Source organism: Agromyces sp. SYSU T00194, from assembly GCF_040496035.1.
Classification (GTDB): domain Bacteria; phylum Actinomycetota; class Actinomycetes; order Actinomycetales; family Microbacteriaceae; genus Agromyces; species Agromyces chitinivorans.
This window is the reverse complement of record NZ_JBEPJZ010000001.1, coordinates 2,228,338-2,252,724: the sequence shown is the minus strand read 5'-3', so window position 1 is coordinate 2,252,724 and position 24,387 is coordinate 2,228,338. Positions and strand designations below refer to the sequence as shown.

The window sequence follows — 24,387 nt, the reverse complement described above, 5'->3', positions numbered from 1 at the left end:
CGTCCTCGGCCGCGGGTGCTACTGGCTGGCGAGGCCCGCCAGCGAGTAGTCCCGGTCCATCTCGGTGGTCGTCGAGTAGGCGGCGTCCCGGAGGTCGGTGTCGTCGTACGCCGCGTCGAGGTCGTCGGTCGTGAGCAGCGGCGTCGACAGGCCCGGGTAGGGCGGTTCGACCTCGGTCACCGACGCGACGAACTGCATCCACTGCCCGCCGTAGCGGTAGGTGTTGTCGCGCGCCCGGAACTGCGGCGACGAGATGTAGAACGTGCGCGGCCAGAGCACTGGTTCGGACGTGCGGAGGCAGAGGATGCCGATCTGCTGGGTCGCGTACGATCCGAGCAGCGCGTCGAACGCCTCGTACGTCGCCTGATCGTCGAGGTTCAGCACGATCGGGAGGTCCTCGACCCCGTGGCGGGGAACACCGATCCGGCGGGGCAGCCCGGCGCCCTCCGGATGCACGAGGTCGCCGGGCGTGGGCCGCACGTGCTCGTAGCTGGTGTCCATATCGAGCTCGACGGCGACGCCGTTCGACGGGTCGAGCGGGTTGTGCACCCACGTGCCGCTGACGTTCAGTGTCGTCGACGCGGAGTCGGTGAACCCGAGCGAGACGCCGGCGACGTCGAACTGCTCGGCGCGGTAGGTCGCCTGGACTCCGGGCGGGCATCCGAAGTCGAGCACGGCGACGTCAGGGGCGACGTCGACCCCACCGCGCAGCAACCAGATGCGCCCCTCGGAGTACCGGTAGTACCGGAGGGTGACGGTGGACGCGTCGACGTCGCCCGAGCCGAGGAAGACCTCGACCCACGGGAAGCCGCTCGTGAACTGCGTGAGCGTCGGTGCGGTCATCAGCTGCGCCTTCCGTTCTCGAGACTCACGCGGGTGTCGCGGTTCGCGCGGACGATGCGCCCGTCGATGATGCGGGCCAGCCCGTCACCGCCGATCTGGAGGGTGCCGGAGATCGCGAGCCCCTCGAGCGACAGCGCCTGCGCCTGGCCGGCGCCGGACATGCCGACAGGCACGCCGGCCGCACGCACAGACGGCGCGCCCATCATCTGGGCACCCGTCGCAAGCTGTCGGCGGAACGCGTACACCGCAGACTGGCCGCCCATCAGGTCGACCTCGTTGGCGGTGAGGACGTGCTCGCCAGGGGCGAGCATCCGCAGCACCGAATCGACGCCCTTCGGGCCCGGACCGTAGATCGCACCACCCGCAGCGTTTCCCGGCAGCTTGTCGGCCGCCTCCATCACTGCACGCAGGGTGACCGAGCGGTTCTGATAGCCGGCGATCAGGTTGTCGAACGCAAGCCGCGCCTCGGTGATCCCAGCGACCTTGACGGTCGTCATCACTTCGGACGGCGTCGCGAGCACCTTGTCGGCATACGCCTCGGCCTCGTCGGCCGACATGCCGAACTGCGTCGCGGCCTCGATCAGGTCCGCGCGGGAATCGGCGAGCGCCTCCTGCAGCGCCTCCTCAGACTCGGTCGACGCCCAGATCGACGCGGCCTGATCGGCGGCCGATTTTGCGATGTCGTCGAGCGCGTCCTGGTTCTCGCGACCCGCCTCGGTGGTGATGTCGAGGGTCTTGCCGTTCTCCTCGAGCGCGTCGGCCGCGTCGGCGAGCGCCTGCTGGAAGTCCCGCTGCGCTTGCCGTGTGTCGAGCGTCACGGACCCGAAGTTGCGGAGTTGGTCCTCCAGGTCGGAGACCTTCTGCTCGGTGTCAGTCGCTTCGTCGCCGAGGCCGGCGAGGTTGACCGTCGCTTCGTCGGTGGATCGGGCCATGTCGTCTTGCTCGTTGGCGGCGCCCGCGAGGGCTTCGCCGTAGGCGGGCATAAGGTCCTTGACCTGCTCGACCTCGAAGCCCTGCTCCGCGGCGGCCGCGGCGACCTGGTTGAAGATCCGCTCAGCCTGCTCGACATTGCCCGACGAGACCATCTCGGCCAGTACCTGGCCGAGATTCTGGAACGAGGTGCGGGTCTCGTCGACGACGCCGTGGACTCCGGACCAGCCGAAGACGGCGTCGGCCCACCGCTCTATCTCGGAGTCGACAGAGTGCCCGAGCATGAGCTCGAGCGCTTGGTCGAGATCGCCGACGCTCGAGGAGATGTCCGCGAATCCTGCGTCGAGGTCGCCCCTGCGGGCGGCGCGGCCGAGCTCCTCGAGCCCCATCGCTGCGGCGTCACCGGCGTGCGCGATCTGGTCGAGGATCGACACACCAACGACGAGTCCGGTCAGGACGCCGGCCAGACCGGCGCCCTTCCCGAGGACCTTGATCGAGCGGGACCCGGTGGCGTTCAGGCGGCGGAGCGAGACCCGCGTTCGGTCGATCGCTGGGATCAGCTTGAGTGCGCCGCCAGTGACGACGGCCGCGCTGCCACCGAGGAGGGTCAGCATGGTGAGGTTCTGCTGAAGACCGGGCGGCAGTTCGGCGAACCCGTTCACGAGCCCCGTCGCGGTCTGCGTGAGCTCGCGAAGGACGCCATTCGCGCCGGAGCCCTGCTTGATCAGCGCGGTCTCGATCGACCCGCCGAGCAGCTCGACGTCGCCGGACAGGTTGTCCATCTGGATCGCGGCAGACTCGGCCGCGTACCCAGCGTCGTCGGTCGCGGTGATCCACTCGCCGATGCCGTCGGCGCCCTGCTCGTACAGGACGGAAGCGGCGCGAACGGCGTCCGAGCCGAACATCACGTTGAGGGCGGCGTTCCGCGCCTCGGGCGAGAGGTCGGCGAGCGCGTTGCGGAGCACGCCGGCGTACTGCTCCATGCCGATGAAGTTGCCCTGCGCGTCGTACGCGCTGATGCCGAGCTCGTCCATCTTCGCGCGAGCGGCGGCGGAGACCGGGTTGAGGCGCTGGAGCATCGTCTTGAACGACGTGCCGCCGTCGGAGCCTGCGAGGCCAGCGGACGCGAACGCTGCGAGGGTGCCGGTGGTCTCCTCGATCGACAGGCCCGCCTGCGACGCGACGAGGCCCGACTGGTTGAGGGCCATGGAGAGGTCCTCGACGGAGCCCATCGCCTTGCCGGCGCCGGCGGCGAGGAGGTCCGCGATGTGCGGCACTTCCTCGCCGGTCTTCTTGAACTGGACCATCGCCACGGAGGCGATCTCGGCGGCCTGGGCAACGTCGAGGTTGCCGGCGGCCGCGAGGTCGAGGGCACCGGTGAGTCCACCAGAGAGGATGTCGTCGGTTGCGACGCCGGCGCGGCCGAGCGCGTCGATCGCGGCCGCGGCTTCGGTCGCCGAGTACTTCGTGTCGGCGCCGGCCTGCAGCGCAGCCTCGCGGAGGTCGTCCATCTCGGACGTGGTCGCGCGGGTGCCGTCCTGCACGAGCGACATCTGCTGGTCGAAGTCGGCGAACTTCTTCACGGCGATGCCGACGCCGGTCACGGTCGCGGCGCCGACTCCGAGGAGCTTGTTCGAGACGTCGTTGAGCGCGGATGCCGCGCCGCGGTCGCGGCCGACGATGTCGAAGATCAGAGACTTGCTGGCAGGCACGTGTCACTCACCCCCGCGTTTCCTCGGCGCGACGCTTCATGTCCGCCGCCTGGTTGATGTAGATGGACCAGACCCGCAGGGGTAGGCGCATCGCGTCGTGGTAGCCGACGCCGAAGAGGTGCGAGACGAGCGGGAGCCACTCCTCGATCGACTCCCGCACGTGACGGACTACGACGCCGGGGGCGCCCCCTCGTGCTCGAGCTCCGGCGCTTTTGGGTCGGCCTCCTCGTTGCCGAGGTCGAGGTCGAACACGACATCCGACTGGCGGACGTCGCGGAATGCGGCGAACTCCCCCACGTCCGGCTGCGGCCGCGCACCGCGCAGCGCGAGCCACGCGAAGGCGCGGAAGTGCTCGCGGTCCGACTTCGTCAGTACGAGCTGGTTCGGGTCGTTCGATCGGATGGCCTCGACGACCCACGCCCGCAGCGACTCGACCGTGACCGCGCCGCCGTTGCCCGTCGCCGACAGGGTCTCGACCATGTCGAGGTCCTCGAGCGGCGCATCGGGGATGACGTGGAGGATGTCGACCGTCACGAGGCCCTTGACGGTGACGGTGATCTTGGGGGCGCTCATATGCGTCCTTTCGCGCCGATCGCTTCGACGGCTTCCTGAACGGCTGCGGCGACCTCTTCCGCGAGCGCCTTGTCGAGTGCTTCGCGGATGGCTGAGCCGAAGTAGGGTCGGCCCTTCTGCTGCACCCAGGTCCAGTCGCCGCGGGCGTCGCCGCGGGCGTAGACGGGGTGGCGGAAGGTGGGGAGGTTGTAGACCTTGAGCAGGCCCTTGTGGTCCTCGGGGAGGTTGCGTCCGGAGGTGACGAGCCGGACGCCGGTGCTGTTGCCCTTGCGGAACGAGACAGTGAGCTTGGTCGCGGCGATCAGCTCGAGGCGTCGCTGGTGGAGGTCGGGTCCGCCGGCTGGCGAGTTCTCCTCGAGGCGCTTGATGACGGCCCTGCGTGCGACCTCGCCGGCGTTGCGGATGCGCTTAGTGAGCGCGCGCTTGAGGGCGGGGTCGAACTTCGCGAGCTCCTGCCCGAAGCGGTACCACTGCTGGGGGTCGATGTAGATGCGGTATCCACCGCTCGTGGGCTGCATCGACCCCCTCCTCCCGGGCTAGAAGATCGCGGTCTCGGCGGTGCGGACGACGAAGTAGATCGGCTGGCTGCCGGTCACTCCGAGTCCGGTGAACGGCAGCTGCAGGCTGATCGGGGCGCCGTTGTTGTCGGTCGGGATGTCGCCGTCGAGACGGATGTTCGGCACGACGACCTGCACGGTCGGGTACACGCCGGTGTCGATCTCGACGGGGTGCTGGAAGGTCAGCATCAGCGCGAGGTCGTCCTGCGCGATGAACGCGTCGCGGAGGGCGTTGGACGTGTAGTCGACCGTGATCGAGCCGCTGATGCCGAGCTCACCGAGGAACCCGGGGTTGCCGATGAGTCCGCTGCCGCCGAGGTAGCGGCGGCCGGGGCTCATGCCGTTGTCGACCTGCAGGTTGAAGTCCGTCACGTCCGCGGTCGTGCCCCCCGAGATGCTGCCGACCTCGGTGGTGGTCGGGACGGTGAGGCTGCCGCCGACGACGATCGCGCCGTGCACGAACGAGAACAGGCTCGTGTCGGCCGGGTAGCTCGGCGTGACGAACGACTGCCCGGTGTCGAGGTCCTTGCCGGACCACTGGACCTGGAGGGTGGGGACGCCGCCCTCGGCGATCGCCATGGTGAGCCCGGTGGCATACATGCCGACGAAGCTGTGCGGCTGGGTGGCCCCTCCGACGAACGGCACGGACGCCTGGATCGTGTACGAGTCGACCGGGTCGCCGGCGGACGGCGTGAACAGCTGCTGGAACGCCGAGGTCGTCGGGACCGAGGTCGACGTGCCGGTGCCGAGGACGGCCTCGAACAGCGCGCCCATGCCCTTGGTGAGCAGCTCGGTCGCGATCGGGCCGGCCACGTCCCACGCGGTCACGACGCGGCGGTCGGCGCGGCGGACGCGCTCACCGTAGCGGCGGCCACTGCCGGTGACGACGGTGGGCATCTTCTTGAGGCCCGCCTCGGTGAACTCGACGAACTTGGTCGGGGCGGTGTACGTCCCGAACGACGGCTCCTTGGCGAGGCCGACGGCGGAATCGAAGAGGGTGGTCACTGGTTCTCTCCCTGCTGGTCAGCGGCGGGCGCCGCGTCGGCGGCCTGCGCGGCCGGGTGGTCGTCGGGCTCGCCGAGGACGGGGAGGTCCGCGGCGTGGATGAGCTCGAGGAGCTCCGCCTTGCTGGCGCGCTTGGGAACGTCGACGCCGTGCTCGGTGGCGAGCGCGCGGAGCTCGGCGGGCTTGAGGGTGTCGAGGGCGACGCCGTCGATGACGGTCACCTCCTCGTAGAGCGCGGATGCGAGGAGCGAGTCGGCGAGCTTGTCGTCGACGTCGAACGGCTGTCCGGGCGGGACGGCGCCGAGGACGCCGACGATCTCGAGGGCGCCGGCGGGCGAGTGGTGGATGAGCGTCTTGGTCATGAGAACTCCACTGGTGTCGTGCTGCTGATTCGTGCGCGGGCGGTGAACGTGACGGTGAGCTGGCAGAGCCGGCCGTCGCCGGTGAGCTCCTGCGGTGTGCCTTCGTGGCGGACCGAGGTGAGGAAGCACCACTCGACGACGCCGCCGAGGGTGGTGTCGGTGTGGCGGACCTGGTGCTCGAGCTGGCGGAGGAGCTCGTCGGCGCGTTCGGCGGCGACCTTCTCCATCTCTTGCCCGCCGGGGCGCCAGATCGAGATCACGACGTCCTGCGTGAGGTCCTCGTCGCGGAGGCGGCGGCCGCCCATCGGTCCGGGCTGCTGCTCGGTGGTGCCGTCCGTGATGGCGACGATGTCGTCGGGGACCGGGTAGCCCGGCTGACCGAAGACGATCTGCACGGCCTGGTCTGAGTCCCAGAGCGTGTGGGCGGCCGCGACGAACGCGTTCTTGAGTGCCAGCCACTGGGTGCCGGTGGCGTTCATCCGAACTGTCCGATCACGCGGTCGGGGCGGCAGAGCTCCCAGACGCGGCGCGGGACGGCGAACCCGGAAGGCGTGTTCACCATGGGCTCGCCCGGCGACTCGACACCGAGGCTGGGCCGGTTGTTGCCCTGCCGTCCCTGCTGCCACCAGAACCGCACGAGCTCACGCGTGGCGAGCTTCACGTTCGGCGGTACCGTACGGCCGACGGTGACGGTCGCCTGGATGTTGCGGGTGCCGGGCGAGAACTGGCGGCGGTTCGTGCGGGTGCCGGCGTAGATGATGCCGGCGGATTTCGACGCGAAGTAGTCGGCGATCTCGACGTCGTCCTCGAGGACCTCGTCGACGGACGCGATCGCGGTGGGCAGTTGGATGCCCGTCTTCCCGCCGTCGCGCTCGTACACGATGGTGTCCGCCTCGAGCGGTCCGACGATGTCCTCGATCACCGGCGTAGCGGCGTCGATGTACTCCTGGATGTCGGTGTCGTCGGCGGTGGAGGAGCCGGCGTAGCCGTTGTAGATCGACTTCTTCGCGTCGGCGAGGGTGATCAGTGCCATTCCGGCTCCTCCCCTCGCCTACTCGGATGCGCCGTCGCCGGCGCCGTCCTCGGACTTGCCGTCGGACTCGTCGTCGCTCGCGCCGCCGTCGTCCGTGTCGTCGGTGGTGGCGGGTTCCGCTTCGGCCTTGTCGAGGGCGTCGATGAAGTCCTGGCGGGTCCGGCTGTTGACCGTGAGTCCGCGAGCGGCCGCGGCCTCCTTGAGGTCGCGGAGGCTCATCTCGCCGAACGGGGATGCGTCCGTCGGGGTGATGGTCTCGCCGGACTCGGCGGCCGCGGCGCGCTCGGCGGCCGCGGCGACTTCCTGCTCGCCCTGCTCGCGAACGCGCTTGAGCTCGGCGCGGACGTCCTTGGCCCGGGCCTTGTTTCCGTAGCGCTCGTAGCCGACGAGCTCGGCCTCCAGCCCTGCGATGTACTCGTCGCGCTGCCGCGCGACGCGATCGGCCTTGGATTCGGCCATGGTCTGCTCCTTCGATCTGGTGGGGTGACGACCGAGGGGCCCGACAGCGGATGCCGGCGAGCCCCTCGGTCAGGCGGGTCAGAACGTCGGGGCGACCAGGCCGGTGCCGCCGATCTTCTGCGCGTGCGGGCGACGCTCCGCCGTGAAGGCGTAGTACCCGTACACGACGAGATCGATGTCGAGCTTCTTCGACTGCGTCTGCTCCGCGCGGATCAGCATCGGGGCGGACGGGTCCTCCCACAGGTGCAGCTCCGACTGCGCGCCGGCGTAGATCTCGTCCTGGTTGGTGCCGGCGCCGAGGTTCGTGACGATGTTGTTGTCGACGATCACCGGGGTGCCGTTCGGCAGCACGCCGCGGAAGCCCGCGCCGTACTTCTCGGCGAAGTTCTCGCCGACGTGCTGCGACTGCACACCCGGCTGGCCGAACAGCGGCCAGGTCGAGGTGAGCTGCGACTGCAGCCAGTACCACCGGCGCGAGTGCATGACGACGATCGTGTCGCCGAGCATCGCCGTGAGCAGCGCGGCCTCGACCGCGGCGCCGGCGCCGACCAGCTTCGGGTAGATCTCGAGGCCGGTCGGGGAGCCCGACGTGTAGGTGATCGCCGTCGCCACGTTCGTGAGACCGATCGCCGCCTTGTTCAGCAGCTTGCCGTCGAGGTTGGTCGCGTACGCGGAGAACAGGTCCTCCACGGTCGTGTCCTCGACGCCGATGCCGCGCTCGACGGCCTGCCGCGACAGGGTCTGCGAGCCGGCCGCGGTCGCGATCGGCACCGACAGGAGCGTGTCGTCGATGTCGGTCTCGTCCACGGTCGCGTGCTCGGCCGACTGGTCGTCGACGGTCGTGCCGGTGGTGACCTTGCCGATGTACGCGGTCATGCCGGTCTCGGGGAGGTCGTGGTGACGGCAGGCGTCCGCGAACGGCCGGCCCGCGCGCGCGGCCGGCGCGTACAGGTCGGTCAGGTACTGCGGGACGACCAGGCCGGAGAACGCACCGGTGCCGGCGGCGCGCGAGACGAGCGGCTGGCCGGCGGCCTCGCGCTCGACGATCTCCTCCGACATGTGGCGTGCGAGCCGCTCGTTCGCGCCGGCGTCGTTGCGCATGAACTGCATCAGGACGTCGTTGGCGAACTGCTTGCCCTTCGGGTCCTTCTCGCGCATGTACGTGCGCGGCTCGGAGCCGATGCGGGCGGCGGGCACGACGGCACCGGTCGCGGTGCCGCGCTCGGCTTCGGCGCGCTCGGCCTCGTCGGCGCGCTCGGCGGCGCGGATGGTCTCGACCTCCGAGTCCAGCTGGTCGATCTCCTCCTGGAGGGAGGCACGCTGGGCGATGATCTCGAGCGAGCGGGCGTCCTCGGTCTCGGTGAGGGCGCGGGCGTCGTCGGCCTCGGCGGCCGCGATGATGGACGTTGCCTCGTCGCTGAGCGCCTTGCGCTTGGCGACGAGTGCTGCGCGGCGTGCCGCGCGCTCCGCGAGGAGCTTCTTGAAGTCCACGGTGGGACTCCTCTCTCCCGGGTGGTCCCGGGCATTGGATTGCGCGTGCGCGGCGCTCATCTGGCGTCGACGGCCGGCATCTGCGGTCGCCGAGAGGCGTGCGCGGTGGCCCTGCGCCCGGTCGGACGCAGGAGGTCTACTCGGCCAGCGAGTGGCGGAGCTTCGCGACGGTCAGCGAGGTGCCCGTACGGGCGGTCGGCTGCTCCCCGAGTGCGTCGCGGCGGCTCTGGCCGGGGAGCGCGCGTTCGAGGAACTGGAGCTTGGCACGCGCGCTGATCGAGGTGTACGGGTTGGCGCCGAAGTTCACGGCGGACACGTCGCCGCGGTCGAGGTCGACCTCGGTGATCGTGTAGGCCGAGTAGTCCGGCGACCACTCCCCGCCGATGATCCGGAACGCGAAGCTCATCTGGTCGACGTCTTCGTCCTCGATCGCGGTGACCAGGTCGCGGACGTCCTGCCGCTTCGGGTTGAGGAACGCGACCGGTGCGAGGTCGCCGTGCTCGTTGAGCCCGAGGTCGAGGGTTCCCGACCGGGTGCGCGCCATGGTCATCCCGCGGTGGTTGAGCAGGAACGCGACGTCGGGGTTCGCGGCGAGGGTCTTGTCGAACGCCCCGGACGCGACACGCTCGTCGAACGGCCCCCAGAAGTCGTACATCTCGTACCAGGTGTCCACGACGCTCGCGACGCCCTCGACACGGTGGAACTCCTTGCCGTCGCGTTCGACGGTGCTGGCGCGCAGCTGCGCGGGGAATGCGTGGTCGCGCTGCTCCGTGAACGGTGCCTGCGACGGGTCGGCCTCGCACGCGGCGCGGCGGCCGTCGAGGTCTGCGACGAGGGTGTTCATGGCTGGTCTCCGTTCGAGATCGGCTTCTGCGTGCGGTTGGGGAAGAGCCGGTCGAACTCGTCGAGCTGCTCTTCCGTGAAGGGCTGGAGGTTGTACTTCTCGCGCACCTCGGAGGGCGTGCGGATGCGGTCGCGGATCTGCTGGCCGAAGACCTTGGACTTCGTCTCGGGGTCGAGCTGGAGGATCGCGTCGGTGTTGAACCGCACGAACCGGTCTTCGCTCATCAGGTGGCGGGAGAGGGTCGCCTCGCGCCGGCGGACGGCCGGCCAGAGGTTCATGATGAGGAACTGCAGGTTGCGCTGCGTGATGTTCGCGTACGTGACCGACTGTCCGGAGATCGCGAGGTCGAGCAGGTCCGCCGGGACGCCGATGAAGCGGCTCGCCTCGAGCGCGCTCAGCTTCTGCGTGTCGAGGAACTGCGCTTCGTTCGCGAGAGCGTTGAGGGTGGAGTACTCCCAGTCGTTGCCCGTGACGAACACGTCGCGGTTCTCGACGGCGAGCTTGAACTTCTCCTTGACCTCGTCGGGCTCGGAGCCCTTGAGGGTCTTCTCCTTGTTGCGGAGCACGCCCGACGGCACCGTGCCGCCGTTGGTGAACCACTCGATGCCGAACTGCTGCGCGGTGAGGTAGAACCCGATGGATGCCGCGGCGTACGAGATCGGGGAGAGACCCATGACCAGGCCCGGGAGCCGGTACTGCCGCTCGTGCCAGATCTGGTCGTTCGGCACCTGCGATCCGTTGACCCAGTAGCCGAAGTTGGGCTCGCCGGCAGGAGCCTTCGGGAGCGATCGCACGGTGACGTCGCGGTGGTCGAGCAGCTCGATCACCTTGGGGCGCTTCGCCTGGTCGAGCTCACGGATGATGCCGAAGGTGTTGCCGACGCGGTCGAGATCGTACTGGGTGGCCCAGAGCCACGTGTCCATCGACCAGTCGTCGGAGCCCCCCGGGCTGAGGAGCACCGGGGTCTTCGGGACCTCGAGGTCGAACCCGGCCACCTTGCGGAACGCGTCGAGGGGCATCGAGGAGACCAGGTCGGCGCGGAGGCGGAGACCTGCCCAGACGGCGGAATGGGTGAGCGCCTTGTCGGCGGTGACTCGGACCTTCCCGATCGAGCGGCTGCGCGACTGGACGCCGACATCGGTCAGCGTGGTGCTGCGGAAGAGGAGACTCATCGGGCCGGCACTCCCCCACGCTCGAGGACGTACGAGAGCCCGATGAGGGCTGCACCGCCCACGATGATCCCTGCGGGGAGGAAGATCAGAGCCACGCCGTAGGCGATCGCCGCGGCGCCGACGAGCTCGAAGACGGTGGTGACCGCCTTGAGCCAGCGGGGCTGGGTTCGCTTGGACACGGGTACCTCCTAGGCGACGGAGTCGCTGACGTCGTAGTCGGCTTCTGCCGAGATGCGGAACCCGCGCTGCGCGACCGTGCACGCGACGAGCGGGGAGAGGACAGTGGTCGACTTCTTCCGGTCCCAGACGCGCGCGTCCCCGGTGGTCGACCAGGTCGCCCCAGCGATCGCGTCCTTGAGGTCGTCTTGCCCATCGGCCAGGTGCACGGTCGTGCCGTCCTCCAGGCCGTCGCTGTAGTCGCCGCACGCGGCGGCGTACTCGCCGCGGCTGAACATGATGAGCTCGATGCCGGCTTCCTTGAAGTCCGCCTCGAGCGTGGCGGCCGCGCCACCGGCGACGCAGTACACCTTGCGCTCGTACCGCGGGTACTTGTCGAACGTCTCCTCGAAGTACGGGACGACCCAGTTGGGGCTGCGGCGGTGCGTGACGAGCTCGGAGAGAGACCTGCCGTCGGCTGTGAGCCCCGCCCACGAGACCGATGCCCAGCTGCGGTCGTTCGTCACGTCGAACGCGAACGAGCGACGGCCGTTGATGAACTGCTCCACGCCGGTCTTGTTCCACTGCTCGCGTGTGACGACGGTCCACTGTGCGAGGAGGTCCTCGGGTTCGACGTTGCAGTACGCCCGCTCGTAGCCTTCGAGGCCCTCGTCGGGGTCGGCGAGCATCGTGAGGTACTCGGTGCGGAACCCGGCGATGTCGATCGTGATGCCGGCCGCGGGGTGGTGGCGGGCGACGTACTCGGGGTTCGACGGGTCGTAGTCGTCGTCCTCGCGTGATGCCGACCACTCGAAGTAGCAGATCCCGGAGGTGGTGTCCTGATCCTCGACGAGGCGGCGGCCGAGCTCCCACTTGCCCTTCCACCACTTCGAGGTGCGGACGCCGGCGTTGGAGTAGATCCACGCCTGGGGCTGCTCGCGCGCGATCATCGTCGGGTTCAGTCCCGACTCGATGGACCCGTTCTCGTGCCCCCATGCCTCGTCGTAGTGCACGAGGTCGTTCGACTGCGAGGGGCCCGACTTCTTTGTCACCGAGATCGGCCGGTACTCGCTCAGGTTGGAGAACCGGAGCGTCGGGACGTTGTTGCCGCCGCGCTTGTGGACGCGCTTGCCGAGGATCACCTCGAGGTCGTCGGCCTGATCGGACCACTTCTTGAACGCGTCCTGGCCGGTCTGCGCCGTGTAGATGATCTTCTGCGGCACGCCGATGATGTTCCGGAACGCGAGCGCGCGGTGCACGGTGACCGCCATCGCGAGCGTCGTCTTGCCGGCCTGCCGGGGAACCTTGATGATGACCGACCGGTAGGCGAGCTGCCCGGTCTCGGGGTCGACCTCGAGCGCGACGTTCGCGACGAGCTCCTGCCACGGCATGAGCGGCGTGCCCATCGCCGTGGCGATCTTCGCAACCTCGGGCCCATACGACTTCCGCCCGGGGGTCCGCGGGGTCCAGAAGCGCGCGCCTGCGCCAAGCTCAGATGGCGTTGCCGAGGCTAGCGAACGGGTCATTGTCGCCACCTCCCGGCTTCTCGGGCGGCGCCATGAGCTTGACCGTGTCCGTGATCTCCTCGGCGAGCTTCGGGATGTCCTTCGGATCGGCGTGCTCGATCGCTCGAGCGAGGAGGATCACCGTCTCGCCGTAGACCTTGAGCACCATGTCGCTCGGCCGCGATCGCATGAGCGAGCGGACCGCGGTGATCAGGTCAGCGGGGTTGGCCTCCTCGTCGCCGTCGCCGGCGGGCGGAGACGGTGGTGTGGGTGGCGCTGCGTGCAGATCTGTGGGTTCGTTCTGTGGTTCATCGACGATGTGCAGCGTTCGCCGCTGGTCGGCGGCGCGCTTGTTCGACCGTTCTCCCGCCCTGGTCTGCCTATTTGCGGCCCGGCAACGTTCGCAGGTGCCCTTCTTCGCACGCAGCTCGAGGCGGTACCGCTGGATGGTTCCGTGTCGCGGAAGAGGCTTCTTCGACGAACCCACACCGGGCCCCCTTCCTGCTGGGGGGAGAGAAGGAGGAAGAGGGCGCGGTCGTCCGCGCTCACGAATCCTAAAAATCTGGGGGCCGATTCGACGGATTCCGTCGTCCGCCACCCCTCAGACGCATGATTCCGTCGTGCGGTTCTCGCGCGCGCTACGCTGTCGGGCATGGCCGAGGAGCAGACGAAGGTCCGAGCCACACCGCTAGCCATCGCCGCGCTGGCGACGGGGGTGGTCGGTGCGTTCATGTGCGGGGCGTACGGGTTCGCGCCCGGCGTGCTCGTCGGCGTCGCGGCCGCGGTGCTCGGACTCGGCGGCGTGGTCAGGTCGAAGGACGCCGCGTCCCGGTTCCTGTCCGTGCTCGGCGGGATCATCGGGATCGTCGGGGTCGCGGTCTACTTCGGCTGACTGCGAGCTGCCTCGATCTCCGCCATCGCGCGCTCGAAGTACTCCTGCTCGAGTTCGTACGGGAAGGCGTGGATCTCCGTGCCATCACCTCTGAGAGCCCAGCCCGTCGGCTCGCCGTGCTCGTTGGTGTGCACCGACAACGAGAACCCGTGCGGGTGGAACACCTGCCGGTTGATGAGCCAGAGCAGCCCGCTGTCGAGCAGCTCCGCCCAGGGGCGCGGGGCGACCTCATCCGTCGCGGTGGCGCTCATCGATGACCCTTCCGTGCGAGGTGCTTCGCGAGCGGTGCGCCCGGGCCGAACATCGCGGCCAAGCGCTCGCGCTTCACCTGCGGCGGCAGCCCGCCGAGCTCGTCGCGGCACACGGTGCGTGCCTGGTCCCAGCCGTTGAACGTCGCTTCGGGCACCGGGTAGGGCTGCGACTTGTCGCGCATCCAGAGTCCGTACGGACTGATCATCATGAGGAACGCCAAGAGCACAGCCTCCCGGTCGTCGTCGTCGACGCCGGCGTCGGCGGTGGTCGCGAGCCCCTCGTCGACGTGCTCGGGCGTGATGATCAGGCGGCGGATGTAGCAGCGGGCGACGACGCGTTCGGTCGGCGTTGCGTTCTCGTCGCCGATGATGTCCGCTGGGGTGCGGTCGGTCATCGTGGCTCCGTTCATGGGGTTCGGGTCTCGCGCGGCTTCGCGGTCGGCCACGTTGCCGAGCAGATGCAGGCGTGCTTGTCGGTCGGGTGGTCAGCGGTGAGCCGACAGAGGTGGGTGCGGCCGGGGCGCTGGCGGTACGCCCCGCGGCAGCGCTTGTCGGGGTCGCGTTCGGCGTCGGACTTGCGGGCCATCGTGATCACTCCCAGTGTGGCGAGCTGCGGATGACGCGCTCGGCCGGCCGTTCGCCTCGAGCAGCTCGTCGCTTCGCGTTGGTGCGTCGGGCACCGTCGCCCATGTTGCACGGGACGCACTCGGGCGCGTGGTTCTCGGGGTCCCAGAACAGATCGGGTGCTTCCTCGCGGGCGACGATGTGGCCGAGGGTCATGCATCCGGGGGTCTTGAGGTTGCTGATGTCGGCTCGGAGGAACCGGCCGCAGCCTCGCCAGCAGTAGGCGTCGCCGCGGGCGCGAAGTGCTCGGACCGCTTCCTGGTACCGGCGGCCGCCTCGGTTGGTGCTGACCATGGCGATCGCCTCCTGGTCTGAGGTGCGGGCGGGCAGGTAGGCCCACTGCGAACCCCTGCCCGCCCCGCTCGCCCCGCTTGCTCCGCCCCATCGGAGCCTCGGCCGGGACAACACCGGACGGCGCGTGCGGGACCCGATTCACGCGTTGCGCCGTGCATGACAGAGGCCCCGCCGTGGCAGGGCCTCTCAGTGTCTGCGGGGTCACGCGATGCGCAACCCTAGTGATTCACTTTCTAACACATCACGCCGACGTGTCGGTGGCATCCGCTACGAACTCGGCGTGTCGGCATCCGGCGAGCGCCGGTGTTCAGGAGTATCTGCGGCATGAGCGATGCGGTGGCGTTGTCCTTGATCGCGGCGTCGGCCGGTGTGCTGGGTGCGTTGTTGGGTGCGGCTGGTGCGGTGTTCGGGCCGTGGTGGCTTTCGCGTGCGCAGCATGATCGGGACCTGGAGCGGGAGCGTCGTGAGGCGCTTCGGTTGGCTGTGGTGGAGTGGGTCAACGCTCACATCGATATGGCGAACCGGATGGACAAGGGCGAGTCGCCCGGTGAGGCGGCGGGTCGTATGAACCGTGCGTTGACGGAGATCTCGTCGCGTCTGGTTCCGGGTGATCGGCCGGTCGAGACGTGGGTTCACGGGACGGGCGCATATTCGTCGGCCGCGGCGTCGGCGGGGTTGCGGCGGCGGGCGTATGGCTCGGCAGGGCGGATGCTTCTGGCGTGGAACCGGGGCGAGGTCAAGGCTGGTGAGTTGCGACCGTTCCACCTGGTGTACAGCGCGGACGGGCGGCAGGCTGGGACGACGTCGATCGGGCGTTGGCCGACGACTGATGAGTTGCGTGCGATGTCGGCGGCTGTCGCGGGTGAGGTCGTCGGGATGCCCGACGAGTCAGCCGCCGGGGCCGCTGACGCCTGAACCATCAGGTTCCGGCTCGCCGTGCTCTGCCGTCGTGAGTTCCTCGATGATCGAGAACGCCGCATCAGCGTCGACCCCGCGCGCGTCGAGGTACTCCCACATCAGTTCGCCAACGACACCACCGTCCTCGGTCATGCTGTAGAGCTCGCGGGCGATCTCGTCGGCAAGCTCGGGCGACCGCCTCTGCACCTGCACGAGCGCCACGACGACCTGAGCCTCAGCGAGCATGGCCTGCACGGCATCGACGTAGCGGCGCATCGCAGGCTTGTACTCCGCAGACTCACGATCGACCGCGAACGCGCGCGTCATCAGTTGGTGAGTCTCCGCCTGCCACGCGATCGTCAGGCGGGCGCCGTGCAGGATCATAGCGTCGGCGGTCGCGTCCTCATCGCGCTTCGGCCAGTCGGTCTTGGCGACCAGCTCATCGTGGTTCATCGTGTCTCCTCTGAGTCGTGTGATCTATCGATCGCGTCTGCTCGCCGTGCGGCGTGGCAGTCGGCGCACGTCACGTCGTCCCAATTCGTCGTGATGGCGCCGCGCTTCGGCGAGCGCCCGCATGTTGTGGTGGTGATGGTCTTCGCGCCACAGATTCGGGTTGCGTCGCGGGTGCTGACGGGTGGGGGCATCCAGGCTGCGCGTTCGCGCTTGATGGGGCCGTCGCTCATTGTGGTCTCTTCTCGCCTCGGCGGGCGGTGCAGGGTCCGGGGTGGCCGGCTTCGCGTGAGCACCACCAGCCGGTGGGGGGTCGTGTGCAGCCGCGGTCGTGCGGGACGTTGACGTGGATGCGTGGTGTGCCGGCGCGGGATCGTGTCTTGCCGGGTGCGGTCCATCGGGCGGGTTGGGTTTCGTACTCGGTGTAGGTCCAGCCGGCGAGGATCAGCTCGCCGACGGTCTCGCGTGGGAGGCCGCATCGTTCGGACACCGAGAGGGACAGGTCGTACACCTTCCCGGCCTGGCGGCTGCGGTGCCGGATGGGCGGGGTCGGGGGTGGGGTCGGCGTGTGCTTCCGCCGGCGGAACCAGCCGATCATGCTTCGCTCCCCTCGCTGTGGCAGGTGCAGCTGCAGGTGGCGGGCTGGTCGAGCTCGCGGTCAGGCGTGGGTGACAGCGGGACCACGGTCAGGCCGGCGCGGTCGAGGGCTTCGAGCACCTTACGTGCGCGACGGCCGTACTTGGCGTGTTCGCGCCTGGTCGACCAGGAGTCCCAGACGCCTTCGCCGAGCTTCGCGTCGCAGAGCGCGCGCGCGACGGGCTCGACCGGGCACTGGTGGTCGGAGGCGTCGAGCACGGTCTCCTCGCCCTCCTCGTAGTGCTGGGGTTCGCTCTCCCAGCCACAGACGATGCATCCTCTGCTCACGGTGATGGTCATGGGGCGTCCTTCCGGTGTTGGGCGGTGCGGCGGATGTCGGTCATGAGGTAGCCGCGGGGCTTGGTGGGGGTGTGGCGCCAGCGGTCGGTGCGGGCGAGCTGGTAGGCGCGCTTGATGCCGACGTCGAGGGCGGCCGCGGCGACGTCGATGGCGACCCAGTAGTTGAACCGGCCATTGTCGTCGTCGTGCTGGTGGGTCATCGGGTGAGCCAGTCCTTCCGCTCGAGGCGGCTGGTCTGGTGTGCGGGGTTGTGGGAGCAGATGATGACGGCGGGTCCGTCGGTGGGGTCGTCGTGGATGATGCCGGCCATCTGCGCGCCGCAGATCTCCTGCCCGTACTCGAGGTCCTGCACGACCTCCTCGCAGAACATGCCGGTCATGTTCACGCGGCGCACCGACGGGCGGTCCAGGGCTCGCATCGCGAGGGTGCGGAGGTGGGTCGCGTCGTCGAGCCATGCCGGGCCGAGGCGCGGGTACGAGCTCAGCCAGCGGGCGTGGTGGGTGGCGAGCATCGCGAGTGCGAGCGGGACGGGGGTGCGGGTGTCCTCGAGGTGCTCGTCGACGGTGAACCCGAGCGGTTCGTCGTCGAAGAACCGGCGTTCACGGAGCACGGTGCGGATCAGGTACCGGGTCCACTCCTCGATCGCGACGAGCGCGGTGCGGGCGTGCGGGTTCCACAGTGCGCCGACGTCGACCCGCCCGCCCCCGGAGACACGGTCCGCGGCGTAGTTCTTCGTGGGCATGCGGATGTGGGCTTCCTGCAGCGGCTTCCAGAACCGGGCGAGGTCGCCGAGCACGCCGGGGAACCGCTTGTGACACGGCCCGCAGAGGTCCGTCCCGGGGATCGTGACGCGCGGGTGCGCCGGGTGCCGCAGGCGCGGACCTTCGGACGGGAACCCGGTGCACTCCTCGGCGAGGGTCGGGACGATCCACTCGGGGTACGTCGGCAGGGTCATTCGCCCCTCCCCCACGTGTCGCGCAGCTGGCTGAGCTGCTCGATGACGCGGCGGTCCGCGATGCGACCCACCTGCGGGCGGATCTTGCGCCGGAACCACCACCCCCACGGGAACGGCAGCCGGCGCACGGCGACGTCGAACAGGTCGAACGCGGTCGACTCCATGGACGCCTCGACGCTCGGGTGATCGGCTGCGGCGAGCACGGCCGTGCGGATCGAGACGATCGTCTCGGCGAGCTCACGCAGCTCCGCGGTGGTGCGTGTCATCGGGTCTCCTCGATCAGCTGCTCCAGGTGGCGCCGGCGCGCCGCGACACGCTCGCGGAGCGTCGCCGTCGCGGTCCCGAGGTTCTCGGCGGCCTGCTCGAGGTCGAGACGGTTCGCGACCATGTCGAGCCGCTCGTGCGCGCGCTTGACGATCCAGTCCCGCGCGGCGTCGAGGCGGCCGATCGGGTCGCGGTGGAATCGCACCGCGATGACGTCGAGCGGGTGCGCGTACACGCGGCCCCGGTCTGCGAACGGTGTGCCGATCGGCGCCCACTCGTTCTCGTGCACCGGGATCTCTGCGGCCGGGTTCAGTGCGGTCGCGGCGAGCTCGTAGCGCATGCTGCCCGGGAGACTCATACGGACCGGCATCAGGCGGCCTCCTCCTGGTTCGCGGGGTCGTTGACCCAGCGGCCCACCGTCGACGGTGAGACGTCGACGCGCGCCGCGATGTCGCGGATCGAGAGACGCTCCTCGGTGCGCAGGCGGAGCACCTCGCCACGCATCGCGTCCCGGGTCGCACGGTTGGCGGGACGCTTCGCCGGTGTGCCGGTGGTGTCCTCCGAGACGGGCGGGCGGGACGCGCGGGGCGCTCTGGCACGGCTTGGGGTGTCGTCTCGGCGGTACACGGTAGCGGCCGCGAGGTGGGTCACCATGAGCAGCGCGATCGCCGGGACGGCGTTCACGCCCACGGCGATCGCCTCGCCGAGTGCGAGCGTGCGCGCGTCGACGACGGCGACGTGCGCGGCGTTGCCGGCGATGGTCACGGCACCAAACACGGTGAGCGTCGCCCAGGGCAGGAGACGGATGCCCCACCGCGGCGCCGGGACGAGCAGCGCGATGAGCATCGCGACAACGGTGACCAGGTCGACCACGACGGGGAACAGGATGGCGCGGTCGGCCGTCATGCCTCCGACGTGCACTGCGAGGTCGTAGAGCGCGCCCCACGACAGGTACACGGCGGCCGCGGCGAGCGCGGCGAGTGCCCAGCCGAGTGTGAGGCGGAGGGTCTTGGATGCGTGGCGCATTGTCAGTCCTCCTCGGGCTGGGGCTGTCCGGGGTTGGCGAGCTCGCGCTCGATGTCGGAGAGGCCGTACCCCCAGTTGGCGAGGGCGTTGAGGTAGCGGGCGTCGTGGTGGTCGGTTCGGTCGGTCTCGATGGCGGAGGCGATGATCGCGAAGGTGACACGGCGGACGCGTGCGGGGTGCTTGTGCAGGTAGTCGGCGAGTGCGGTTCGTCGGGGGAAGCGGTCGGCTTCGGCCGGCTGGTCGGCGTTCCAGGTCCAGGCGTCGGGGACCGGGATGTCGAGCAGCTCGAGCGGGAGCGCGGCGAAGTCGCTGTTGGGGTGCGGGAGCGCGAGCCCGCTGGCGAGCGCGTGGGCGATGAGGTCGTCGGTGGTGTCGGGCAGCGTCTTGCGATCGAGGAGCTCTTTGAGCCAGGCGTGGCGGACCTTGGCTGCGGCGGTGAGCTGGGCGTCACGTTCGGCCTGTGCCTGCTGCAGCTCCTGCCGGGCGGCCTCGGCGGCTTCCCTCTCGGCGCGCTGTTCGTCGGTGACGTTCGCGGACCAGCGGTCGACGAGGCCGTGGTCGGCGGTCTCGTCGACGTACCAGCGGATGAACGCGGCCTTGGTCCAGTTGCTGTCGATCATGGTGTGGTCGATGACGGCTGCGGCACGGATGCCGGGGATGGCTGCCATGGCGTGGATGTCGCTGGTGTCGATGTCGACGTCGGGCTGGTCGGCGCGGACGAGCCCTTCGAGGCGCAGGAGGCCGGCGGGGTGGGCATAGCTGCTCGTGGTGGATGTGATCTGTTCGATGCCGGCGGCGGTGAGCTGGGCCTTGAGGGCTTCGAGCTCGACCTTCCGTGTGCGGTCGCCGCGGAGGCGCTCGATGACGTGCGGGAGCAGGCCCGGGTTGCTCGTGGCGGTGCTCGTGAGCTCCTTCACCGCGGCGGTGTCGCCGTCGAACTCGGCGATCTGCGCGAGGACGTCGAGGGTGAGGTCGGGTGCCTGCTCCTGGATCGCGGCCGCGCTCTCGGACTTCGCCACGGCGAGCGCGGCGCCGACGGTCTTGATGGGTGTGGCTGTGCGGCGGGCGATCTGCGTGGCGGGCAGCCCGAAGAGCGAGAGCTGCTCGAACGCGGCCGCGGTGTCGCGGGTGGTGAGTGCGGCGCGGTGCTGGTTCTCGGTGAGCTGCTCGGCGACGCGGTCGGCGGCCTGTCGTTCGGTGATGACGTAGACGGGGACGGTGTCGAGGCCGGCCTTGACGGCGGCCGCGGTGCGGCGATGGCCGATGTGGACGCGGTAGTGGTCGTCGAGGACGGGGTCGGGGTACGCGGTGATGGGTTCGAGGACGCCGTGCTCGCGGATCGACTTGAGGAAGTCCTTGCCGAGGTCGAGGTCGGTGCGGACGTTGTGCTCGGTGGTGAGGAGGTTCGGGTCGAGGTGCTTGAGCGTGGGCTTGCGCGGGGTCACAGTGATCGGGCCTTCCGGGTCTTGGCTCGCTGCTCCTGGAGGCGGACGAGCCGGTTGGTGGTGATGGGGTCGTGCAGGGTTGCGGCCTCGCGCAGGTGCGGGGTGGCGAGGATGCGGGTGAGCTGCTGGTAGTAGCGGGTGGGCTGGAGGTCGAGCTGCTCGAGGATCGCGGCGTTCTTCGTCTCCGTGGGGCGCGGGTGCGCGGCCTCGAAGTCGATGAGCGTGGCGACGTCGAGCATGATCAGCGACCGGCGGCGGTGAGGAGCTGGCCGGCGAAGCGGCGATCGGCGGCGTCCTTCGCCGCGGCGATCGCCGCGGCCCGGCCGACGCCGTGCGCGAGGCCGACGGCCGCGATCTGCACGGGCCGGGTCCACGTCGACGGGCGCCACCAAGTGCGCGCCGGCGGGACGATGATCATCGCGACGGTGACGGTCTCGCCGCGGACGTTCGTCTTCACGTGCAGGTCGAAGTACTCCCCCGGCCGGAGCTTCGGGAGATCGGCCGCGGTCACGGGGGTGTCGGAGACGATCGGCGTGAAGCCCTCGCGGGCGTTCAGGCCGGGGTCGGCGAAGAACATGCGCGGGCCGTTGCGGAGGATGTTCATGGGTGGGTCCCTTCGGTGATGGAGGCGATGGTGCGGAGCATCCGCTCGAAGTCGCGCTTGGACTTCGCGTGCTGCGCGGCGGGGCTCGGGATGGTGAGGGTGCCGCCGGCGAGCAGCTGCTCGGCGATGCGCTGCTGCCACGGCTGCAGCTCGAGGCCGAGGTCGGCGGCGAGCGCGCGGATGTCGTCGATGGTTGGGCGGGGTGCGACCCACAACTCGAACCACGCTTCGGCGTGCTCCTTCGGGTCGACCTGCACGATCTCGGCGCGGTGCTTGGTCATCAGGTCGGGGGTGTCGTCGGGTACGACGCCGGCGCGGACGAGGCCGTCGAACATGGCCTTCTCGAGCAGGGCGAGGTTGTCGACGTCGCGGCGGTGCGCGGTGCGGACGTACCAGGTCAGGCGCGCCTGGCAGGTGCCGAGCAGCGGGATGCCGGCGTCGGTCGCGGCGGTGATGGTGCGGTTGCGGATCGCGGCGGTCCACCGGGAGCGCCAGCGCCGCGCGGCGGCGGTCTGGCCGCGGCTGCCGTTGAGGGGCAGCGGGTTCTTCTCCATGTCGAATCGGAGGGTCCAGGAGTTCACGCGCCGGCCTCCTGCAGGGTGGGCTCGATGATGAGCAGGCGGGCCGGGTGGACCGGCAGCTCGACGACAGGTGCGGTGCGGTCCCCGGCGTCACCGGCGACGAGCACGATCGACTCGGGGGCGCGGTCGGGGTCGTGGCGGACCGCGTCGAGGATGAACGGGGTTCCCCAGGCGCCGATGGTGCGGATCGCGATGAGCTGGCCGATGAGGGTGTGGGCGTACTCGGCGGTGATCATGGCCATCAGAAGCTCCGTCCGGCTCGTCGGTTCGCGGCGATCTCCATGGCGTGGTGCATCCACTCGCTGCGGTTCCGCGTGAGGGCGTGGATGACGTACGACGTCGGGTCGACGACGTGCGACTTGGCCCGGCCGAGGATCATCGTGCAGAGGTCCCGGATGCCGTCCTCGTCGATGCCGATCGCGGCGAGGTCCATGGCGTTGGCGAGCTCGACGGCTTCGAGGTCGAGCTCCTTGTGACGGACGTCGCCCGGAGTGGGGTGGATGAGATTCGATCGTCCGTCCTGCTGGTTATCCACAGCCCCTGTGTGGTGACTCTGACTAGAGGACTGGTGGTTAACACGGGAGTTTCTAACGGGAGGGGTCGTACCCGTACGACCCATTCCGTGCTCCCGTACGACCCTTTCTCCAGAAATGGGTCGTACCGGTGCGACCCATTCATCTGCGTTATCCACAGGCTGGTCAGAGGCGGTTTTCGTCTGCGCGGCCGCCTCGTCCTGGCGCTTGACGCGGTCGATCGTCGTCTGCGAGACGTGGTTGAGCGTCTCGTCGAGGTCGTCGAGGAGGGCGATCTCCTCGGGCGTGGGGAAGATGATGTACTCGCTGCGGCGGCCGCGGTACGCCTTCGCGCGGCGGGCGATGAGCTGCCGGCAGATGAGCTCCTGCAGGACGGACGAGACGCGGGACTCCCCGATCCCAGCCCAGAGCATCATCTTCGCCGCGCCGGGGTACGCGATCCGGGTCTCACGGTTGGCGTCGTCGGCGATCGCCATGAGCACGAGCTTCGTCGCAGCGGGCAGCTGCACCTGGGCGGCGTCCTCGAGGTGCTGGATGGCCATCAGGCACCCCCTCGGCGAGCGCCGTGGATGTCGAGCGGGTCGAGGGCAGCGCGGAGCTGGTCGAGGGTGCCGATGAGCTGGACGGCGATGAGGGCGGCTTCGTGGAGGAATCCGCGGGCGCGGGCGTGGGCGTAGGTGAAGGCCTGCTGCTGGGTCTCGAAGGGGATGTACTTGTCGGCGGTGGTGGTGCGGCCGGCGGTGCGCTGGTAGCGGGCGTAGACGCCGAGCTCGCGAGGGCCGGCGAGCCACGGCTTGGCCAGGAGGAAGTTGGGCGGGTTCTCGTGGGCCTTGGTGACTTCCCACCGGTCGCCGGCGACGGCGTTGCGGCCGTGGAGGTCCTCGAACGGGACGTGGAGGAGGCGGGGTCTGGGCATCAGGCTGCCACCGCCAGACGGCGCGCTGCGGGGCGCTGGTCAGGCCGCCAGAGGGTGTGGTCGCCGTCGACGTTGCGGAGGAACTCGCGGCAGTCGCGGCAGGGGGCACCGTCGAAGTACTTGTGGTGGCCGTTCCAGGTGACGCCGCAGCGCCAGCACGAGCGGATGTCGGGGCCGCTGCGGTGCTCGGCGTCGTACTCGCGTCTCGCGGACTCGGTGAGCTCGTCGCGGCAGCCGAAGGTCGTGTAGTGCATCCGCAGCGTCGCCTCGGGCAGGCCGGCGTGGTCGCCGTTCGTGGTGCACCGGCGGCGGCGGGTGGTCATGACTCGTCCTCGACGACGGTGCTGGCGAAGTACACACCGGCTGCGTCGGTCTCCTCGGCGAGCGCCCAGCGGGTGCCGGGCGAGATCTCGTAGTGCCGCATGAACGCCGATGCGGAGATCGTGTGGGACTTGCTGCTGATCGGGTACGCGTCGGGGTCCGCTCCGTCGACCGATCGGAGGGCGATGCGGCGGGAGGACGGGTTGAACATGAGCTGTACGTGGTCACCGAGCTTTCGGTGCAGACCGGTGGAGACGGCGATCTTGCCACCCTTGCCAGCACGTGCGGAGAGCATCGTGAGGGTCCTGGAGCCTCGGCTTCCTCGGACGAACTTCTCGAACCCTGTGGGCGCATCCTGGCTGGTCATGTGGGTCTCCGATCGGGGTGGAGTGACGGGCCGCACGGTCGCGGCCGGGTTGCGTACGGGGCGCGGCTTCGGCCGCTCCCGCACTGGTTCGTGCGAGTCGGCGACCGTGATGGTGGGCTGGGATGCCACCGGGGCCGGCCCGCGCTTGGCCGCCTTCGCGGCGGCCGCTGCTTCCTGGCGCTGGCGGGCGTCGCGGATCTGCTCGGGCGTCATGCCGTCGTCGACCCAGCGGCGCCACTGGAAGTCGCCGCGGTACTGCTGGATGGCGTACGAGCACGACCAGCCGACGTCTTCGATGCCGGGGCAGCATGAGCCGCGGCATCCGCGCTCGTAGCCCTCCGGGGTCGCGTGGGGGAACGTGCCGTCCAGCGTGTCGATGGTGCGCATGC

Annotated in this window: 37 protein-coding genes; 2 read left to right on the top strand and 35 right to left on the bottom strand. The window is 69.8% G+C overall.

Annotated elements, in window-relative coordinates; genetic code table 11:
- Positions 1–18: 18 nt before the first annotated feature.
- The 16 genes from ABZK10_RS10605 to ABZK10_RS10530 form a co-directional block, all read right to left on the bottom strand.
- Positions 19–843, bottom strand: a complete 825-nt coding sequence (locus ABZK10_RS10605) for a hypothetical protein (protein ID WP_353809164.1) — start codon at positions 841–843, stop codon at positions 19–21.
- A complete protein-coding gene (locus tag ABZK10_RS10600) occupies positions 843–3,485 on the bottom strand; it encodes a phage tail tape measure protein (protein WP_353809163.1) in 2,643 nt (880 codons plus the stop codon). Before ABZK10_RS10600 ends, ABZK10_RS10605 begins: the two co-directional genes overlap by 1 nt.
- A 7-nt stretch (positions 3,486–3,492) precedes the next feature.
- Complete coding sequence (locus ABZK10_RS10595; RefSeq protein WP_353809162.1) at positions 3,493–3,645, bottom strand: hypothetical protein; 153 nt, start codon at positions 3,643–3,645, stop codon at positions 3,493–3,495.
- Between the two features lie 8 nt (positions 3,646–3,653).
- Positions 3,654–4,058 (bottom strand): hypothetical protein, encoded by a 405-nt coding sequence (locus ABZK10_RS10590; protein ID WP_353809161.1) that lies wholly within the window; start codon positions 4,056–4,058, stop codon positions 3,654–3,656.
- The gene (locus tag ABZK10_RS10585) at positions 4,055–4,576 is read right to left on the bottom strand and encodes a hypothetical protein (RefSeq protein WP_353809160.1); all 522 of its coding nucleotides are present in this window, start codon (positions 4,574–4,576) and stop codon (positions 4,055–4,057) included. The genes ABZK10_RS10590 and ABZK10_RS10585 overlap by 4 nt, the downstream gene beginning before the upstream one ends.
- 18 nt (positions 4,577–4,594) lie before the next feature.
- The gene (locus tag ABZK10_RS10580) at positions 4,595–5,620 is read right to left on the bottom strand and encodes a phage tail tube protein (protein WP_353809159.1); all 1,026 of its coding nucleotides are present in this window, start codon (positions 5,618–5,620) and stop codon (positions 4,595–4,597) included.
- Positions 5,617–5,982 carry a hypothetical protein gene (locus ABZK10_RS10575; RefSeq protein ID WP_353809158.1) on the bottom strand — a complete coding sequence of 122 codons (366 nt, stop codon included), beginning with the start codon at positions 5,980–5,982 and terminating at the stop codon, positions 5,617–5,619. The genes ABZK10_RS10580 and ABZK10_RS10575 overlap by 4 nt, the downstream gene beginning before the upstream one ends.
- On the bottom strand, positions 5,979–6,461 hold the full coding sequence (locus ABZK10_RS10570) for a hypothetical protein (protein WP_353809156.1): 483 nt from the start codon (positions 6,459–6,461) through the stop codon (positions 5,979–5,981). Before ABZK10_RS10570 ends, ABZK10_RS10575 begins: the two co-directional genes overlap by 4 nt.
- Positions 6,458–7,015 carry a head-tail connector protein gene (locus tag ABZK10_RS10565; RefSeq protein WP_353809154.1) on the bottom strand — a complete coding sequence of 186 codons (558 nt, stop codon included), beginning with the start codon at positions 7,013–7,015 and terminating at the stop codon, positions 6,458–6,460. The genes ABZK10_RS10570 and ABZK10_RS10565 overlap by 4 nt, the downstream gene beginning before the upstream one ends.
- 18 nt (positions 7,016–7,033) lie before the next feature.
- Positions 7,034–7,474: a hypothetical protein gene (locus ABZK10_RS10560; RefSeq protein ID WP_353809153.1), complete on the bottom strand. Its 441-nt coding sequence runs from the start codon at positions 7,472–7,474 to the stop codon at positions 7,034–7,036.
- A gap of 78 nt (positions 7,475–7,552) precedes the next feature.
- Complete coding sequence (locus ABZK10_RS10555) at positions 7,553–8,965, bottom strand: hypothetical protein (RefSeq protein WP_353809152.1); 1,413 nt, start codon at positions 8,963–8,965, stop codon at positions 7,553–7,555.
- Positions 8,966–9,101: 136 nt separating this feature from the next.
- A complete protein-coding gene (locus ABZK10_RS10550; protein ID WP_353809151.1) occupies positions 9,102–9,809 on the bottom strand; it encodes an HK97 family phage prohead protease in 708 nt (235 codons plus the stop codon).
- Positions 9,806–10,981 (bottom strand): phage portal protein, encoded by a 1,176-nt coding sequence (locus ABZK10_RS10545; RefSeq protein WP_353809150.1) that lies wholly within the window; start codon positions 10,979–10,981, stop codon positions 9,806–9,808. Before ABZK10_RS10545 ends, ABZK10_RS10550 begins: the two co-directional genes overlap by 4 nt.
- Positions 10,978–11,160, bottom strand: coding sequence for a hypothetical protein (locus ABZK10_RS10540; protein WP_353809149.1), 183 nt, complete (start codon positions 11,158–11,160; stop codon positions 10,978–10,980). The genes ABZK10_RS10545 and ABZK10_RS10540 overlap by 4 nt, the downstream gene beginning before the upstream one ends.
- A gap of 9 nt (positions 11,161–11,169) precedes the next feature.
- Positions 11,170–12,543, bottom strand: a complete 1,374-nt coding sequence (locus ABZK10_RS10535; RefSeq protein WP_353809148.1) for a terminase large subunit domain-containing protein — start codon at positions 12,541–12,543, stop codon at positions 11,170–11,172.
- An 85-nt stretch (positions 12,544–12,628) separates the two neighbouring features.
- Positions 12,629–13,129 (bottom strand): hypothetical protein, encoded by a 501-nt coding sequence (locus ABZK10_RS10530; protein ID WP_353809147.1) that lies wholly within the window; start codon positions 13,127–13,129, stop codon positions 12,629–12,631.
- Positions 13,130–13,294: 165 nt separating this feature from the next.
- Between ABZK10_RS10530 and ABZK10_RS10525 the strand changes: the two genes are divergently transcribed.
- The gene (locus ABZK10_RS10525; RefSeq protein ID WP_353809146.1) at positions 13,295–13,534 is read left to right on the top strand and encodes a hypothetical protein; all 240 of its coding nucleotides are present in this window, start codon (positions 13,295–13,297) and stop codon (positions 13,532–13,534) included.
- Here ABZK10_RS10525 and ABZK10_RS10520 read toward each other — a convergent pair.
- Genes ABZK10_RS10520 through ABZK10_RS10510 form a run of 3 tightly spaced genes read right to left on the bottom strand, consistent with a single transcriptional unit; the run spans position 13,522 to position 14,371 of the window.
- Positions 13,522–13,785, bottom strand: coding sequence for a hypothetical protein (locus tag ABZK10_RS10520; protein WP_353809145.1), 264 nt, complete (start codon positions 13,783–13,785; stop codon positions 13,522–13,524). The genes ABZK10_RS10525 and ABZK10_RS10520 overlap by 13 nt on opposite strands.
- Entirely contained in the window at positions 13,782–14,180 is a 399-nt protein-coding gene (locus ABZK10_RS10515; RefSeq protein ID WP_353809144.1) for a hypothetical protein, read from the bottom strand. The genes ABZK10_RS10520 and ABZK10_RS10515 overlap by 4 nt, the downstream gene beginning before the upstream one ends.
- An 11-nt stretch (positions 14,181–14,191) precedes the next feature.
- On the bottom strand, positions 14,192–14,371 hold the full coding sequence (locus ABZK10_RS10510) for a hypothetical protein (RefSeq protein ID WP_353809143.1): 180 nt from the start codon (positions 14,369–14,371) through the stop codon (positions 14,192–14,194).
- Positions 14,372–15,027: 656 nt separating this feature from the next.
- On the opposite strand from ABZK10_RS10510, the gene ABZK10_RS10505 reads away from it, so the two are divergent.
- Complete coding sequence (locus ABZK10_RS10505) at positions 15,028–15,618, top strand: hypothetical protein (RefSeq protein WP_353809142.1); 591 nt, start codon at positions 15,028–15,030, stop codon at positions 15,616–15,618.
- On the opposite strand, the gene ABZK10_RS10500 is transcribed toward ABZK10_RS10505, so the two are convergent.
- The 16 genes from ABZK10_RS10500 to ABZK10_RS10425 all read right to left on the bottom strand — a co-directional run bounded on the left by ABZK10_RS10500 (position 15,592) and on the right by ABZK10_RS10425 (position 24,385).
- Complete coding sequence (locus ABZK10_RS10500; RefSeq protein WP_353809140.1) at positions 15,592–16,053, bottom strand: hypothetical protein; 462 nt, start codon at positions 16,051–16,053, stop codon at positions 15,592–15,594. The two genes, ABZK10_RS10505 and ABZK10_RS10500, sit on opposite strands and share 27 nt — an antisense overlap.
- Before the next feature lie 591 nt (positions 16,054–16,644).
- Positions 16,645–16,986: a hypothetical protein gene (locus ABZK10_RS10495; protein ID WP_353809139.1), complete on the bottom strand. Its 342-nt coding sequence runs from the start codon at positions 16,984–16,986 to the stop codon at positions 16,645–16,647.
- Complete coding sequence (locus ABZK10_RS10490) at positions 16,983–17,186, bottom strand: hypothetical protein (RefSeq protein WP_353809138.1); 204 nt, start codon at positions 17,184–17,186, stop codon at positions 16,983–16,985. The genes ABZK10_RS10495 and ABZK10_RS10490 overlap by 4 nt, the downstream gene beginning before the upstream one ends.
- Positions 17,183–17,941, bottom strand: coding sequence for a hypothetical protein (locus ABZK10_RS10485; protein WP_353809137.1), 759 nt, complete (start codon positions 17,939–17,941; stop codon positions 17,183–17,185). Before ABZK10_RS10485 ends, ABZK10_RS10490 begins: the two co-directional genes overlap by 4 nt.
- Positions 17,938–18,207 (bottom strand): hypothetical protein, encoded by a 270-nt coding sequence (locus ABZK10_RS10480; RefSeq protein WP_353809136.1) that lies wholly within the window; start codon positions 18,205–18,207, stop codon positions 17,938–17,940. The genes ABZK10_RS10485 and ABZK10_RS10480 overlap by 4 nt, the downstream gene beginning before the upstream one ends.
- Positions 18,204–18,575: a hypothetical protein gene (locus tag ABZK10_RS10475; protein ID WP_353809135.1), complete on the bottom strand. Its 372-nt coding sequence runs from the start codon at positions 18,573–18,575 to the stop codon at positions 18,204–18,206. Before ABZK10_RS10475 ends, ABZK10_RS10480 begins: the two co-directional genes overlap by 4 nt.
- On the bottom strand, positions 18,575–19,231 hold the full coding sequence (locus ABZK10_RS10470) for a helix-turn-helix domain-containing protein (protein WP_353809134.1): 657 nt from the start codon (positions 19,229–19,231) through the stop codon (positions 18,575–18,577). The genes ABZK10_RS10475 and ABZK10_RS10470 overlap by 1 nt, the downstream gene beginning before the upstream one ends.
- A gap of 2 nt (positions 19,232–19,233) precedes the next feature.
- On the bottom strand, positions 19,234–20,676 hold the full coding sequence (locus tag ABZK10_RS10465; protein WP_353809133.1) for a ParB/RepB/Spo0J family partition protein: 1,443 nt from the start codon (positions 20,674–20,676) through the stop codon (positions 19,234–19,236).
- Positions 20,673–20,915 carry a DUF3263 domain-containing protein gene (locus ABZK10_RS10460; protein WP_353809132.1) on the bottom strand — a complete coding sequence of 81 codons (243 nt, stop codon included), beginning with the start codon at positions 20,913–20,915 and terminating at the stop codon, positions 20,673–20,675. Before ABZK10_RS10460 ends, ABZK10_RS10465 begins: the two co-directional genes overlap by 4 nt.
- A 2-nt stretch (positions 20,916–20,917) precedes the next feature.
- Positions 20,918–21,280: a hypothetical protein gene (locus ABZK10_RS10455; RefSeq protein ID WP_353809131.1), complete on the bottom strand. Its 363-nt coding sequence runs from the start codon at positions 21,278–21,280 to the stop codon at positions 20,918–20,920.
- Entirely contained in the window at positions 21,277–21,861 is a 585-nt protein-coding gene (locus ABZK10_RS10450) for a RusA family crossover junction endodeoxyribonuclease (protein ID WP_353809130.1), read from the bottom strand. The genes ABZK10_RS10455 and ABZK10_RS10450 overlap by 4 nt, the downstream gene beginning before the upstream one ends.
- A complete protein-coding gene (locus ABZK10_RS10445; protein ID WP_353809129.1) occupies positions 21,858–22,103 on the bottom strand; it encodes a hypothetical protein in 246 nt (81 codons plus the stop codon). Before ABZK10_RS10445 ends, ABZK10_RS10450 begins: the two co-directional genes overlap by 4 nt.
- A complete protein-coding gene (locus ABZK10_RS10440) occupies positions 22,103–22,936 on the bottom strand; it encodes a hypothetical protein (protein WP_353809128.1) in 834 nt (277 codons plus the stop codon). Before ABZK10_RS10440 ends, ABZK10_RS10445 begins: the two co-directional genes overlap by 1 nt.
- Positions 22,936–23,310, bottom strand: a complete 375-nt coding sequence (locus ABZK10_RS10435) for a hypothetical protein (protein WP_353809127.1) — start codon at positions 23,308–23,310, stop codon at positions 22,936–22,938. Before ABZK10_RS10435 ends, ABZK10_RS10440 begins: the two co-directional genes overlap by 1 nt.
- A complete protein-coding gene (locus tag ABZK10_RS10430; RefSeq protein ID WP_353809126.1) occupies positions 23,310–23,633 on the bottom strand; it encodes a hypothetical protein in 324 nt (107 codons plus the stop codon). The genes ABZK10_RS10435 and ABZK10_RS10430 overlap by 1 nt, the downstream gene beginning before the upstream one ends.
- The gene (locus tag ABZK10_RS10425) at positions 23,630–24,385 is read right to left on the bottom strand and encodes a hypothetical protein (RefSeq protein ID WP_353809125.1); all 756 of its coding nucleotides are present in this window, start codon (positions 24,383–24,385) and stop codon (positions 23,630–23,632) included. Before ABZK10_RS10425 ends, ABZK10_RS10430 begins: the two co-directional genes overlap by 4 nt.
- Positions 24,386–24,387 lie beyond the last annotated feature (2 nt).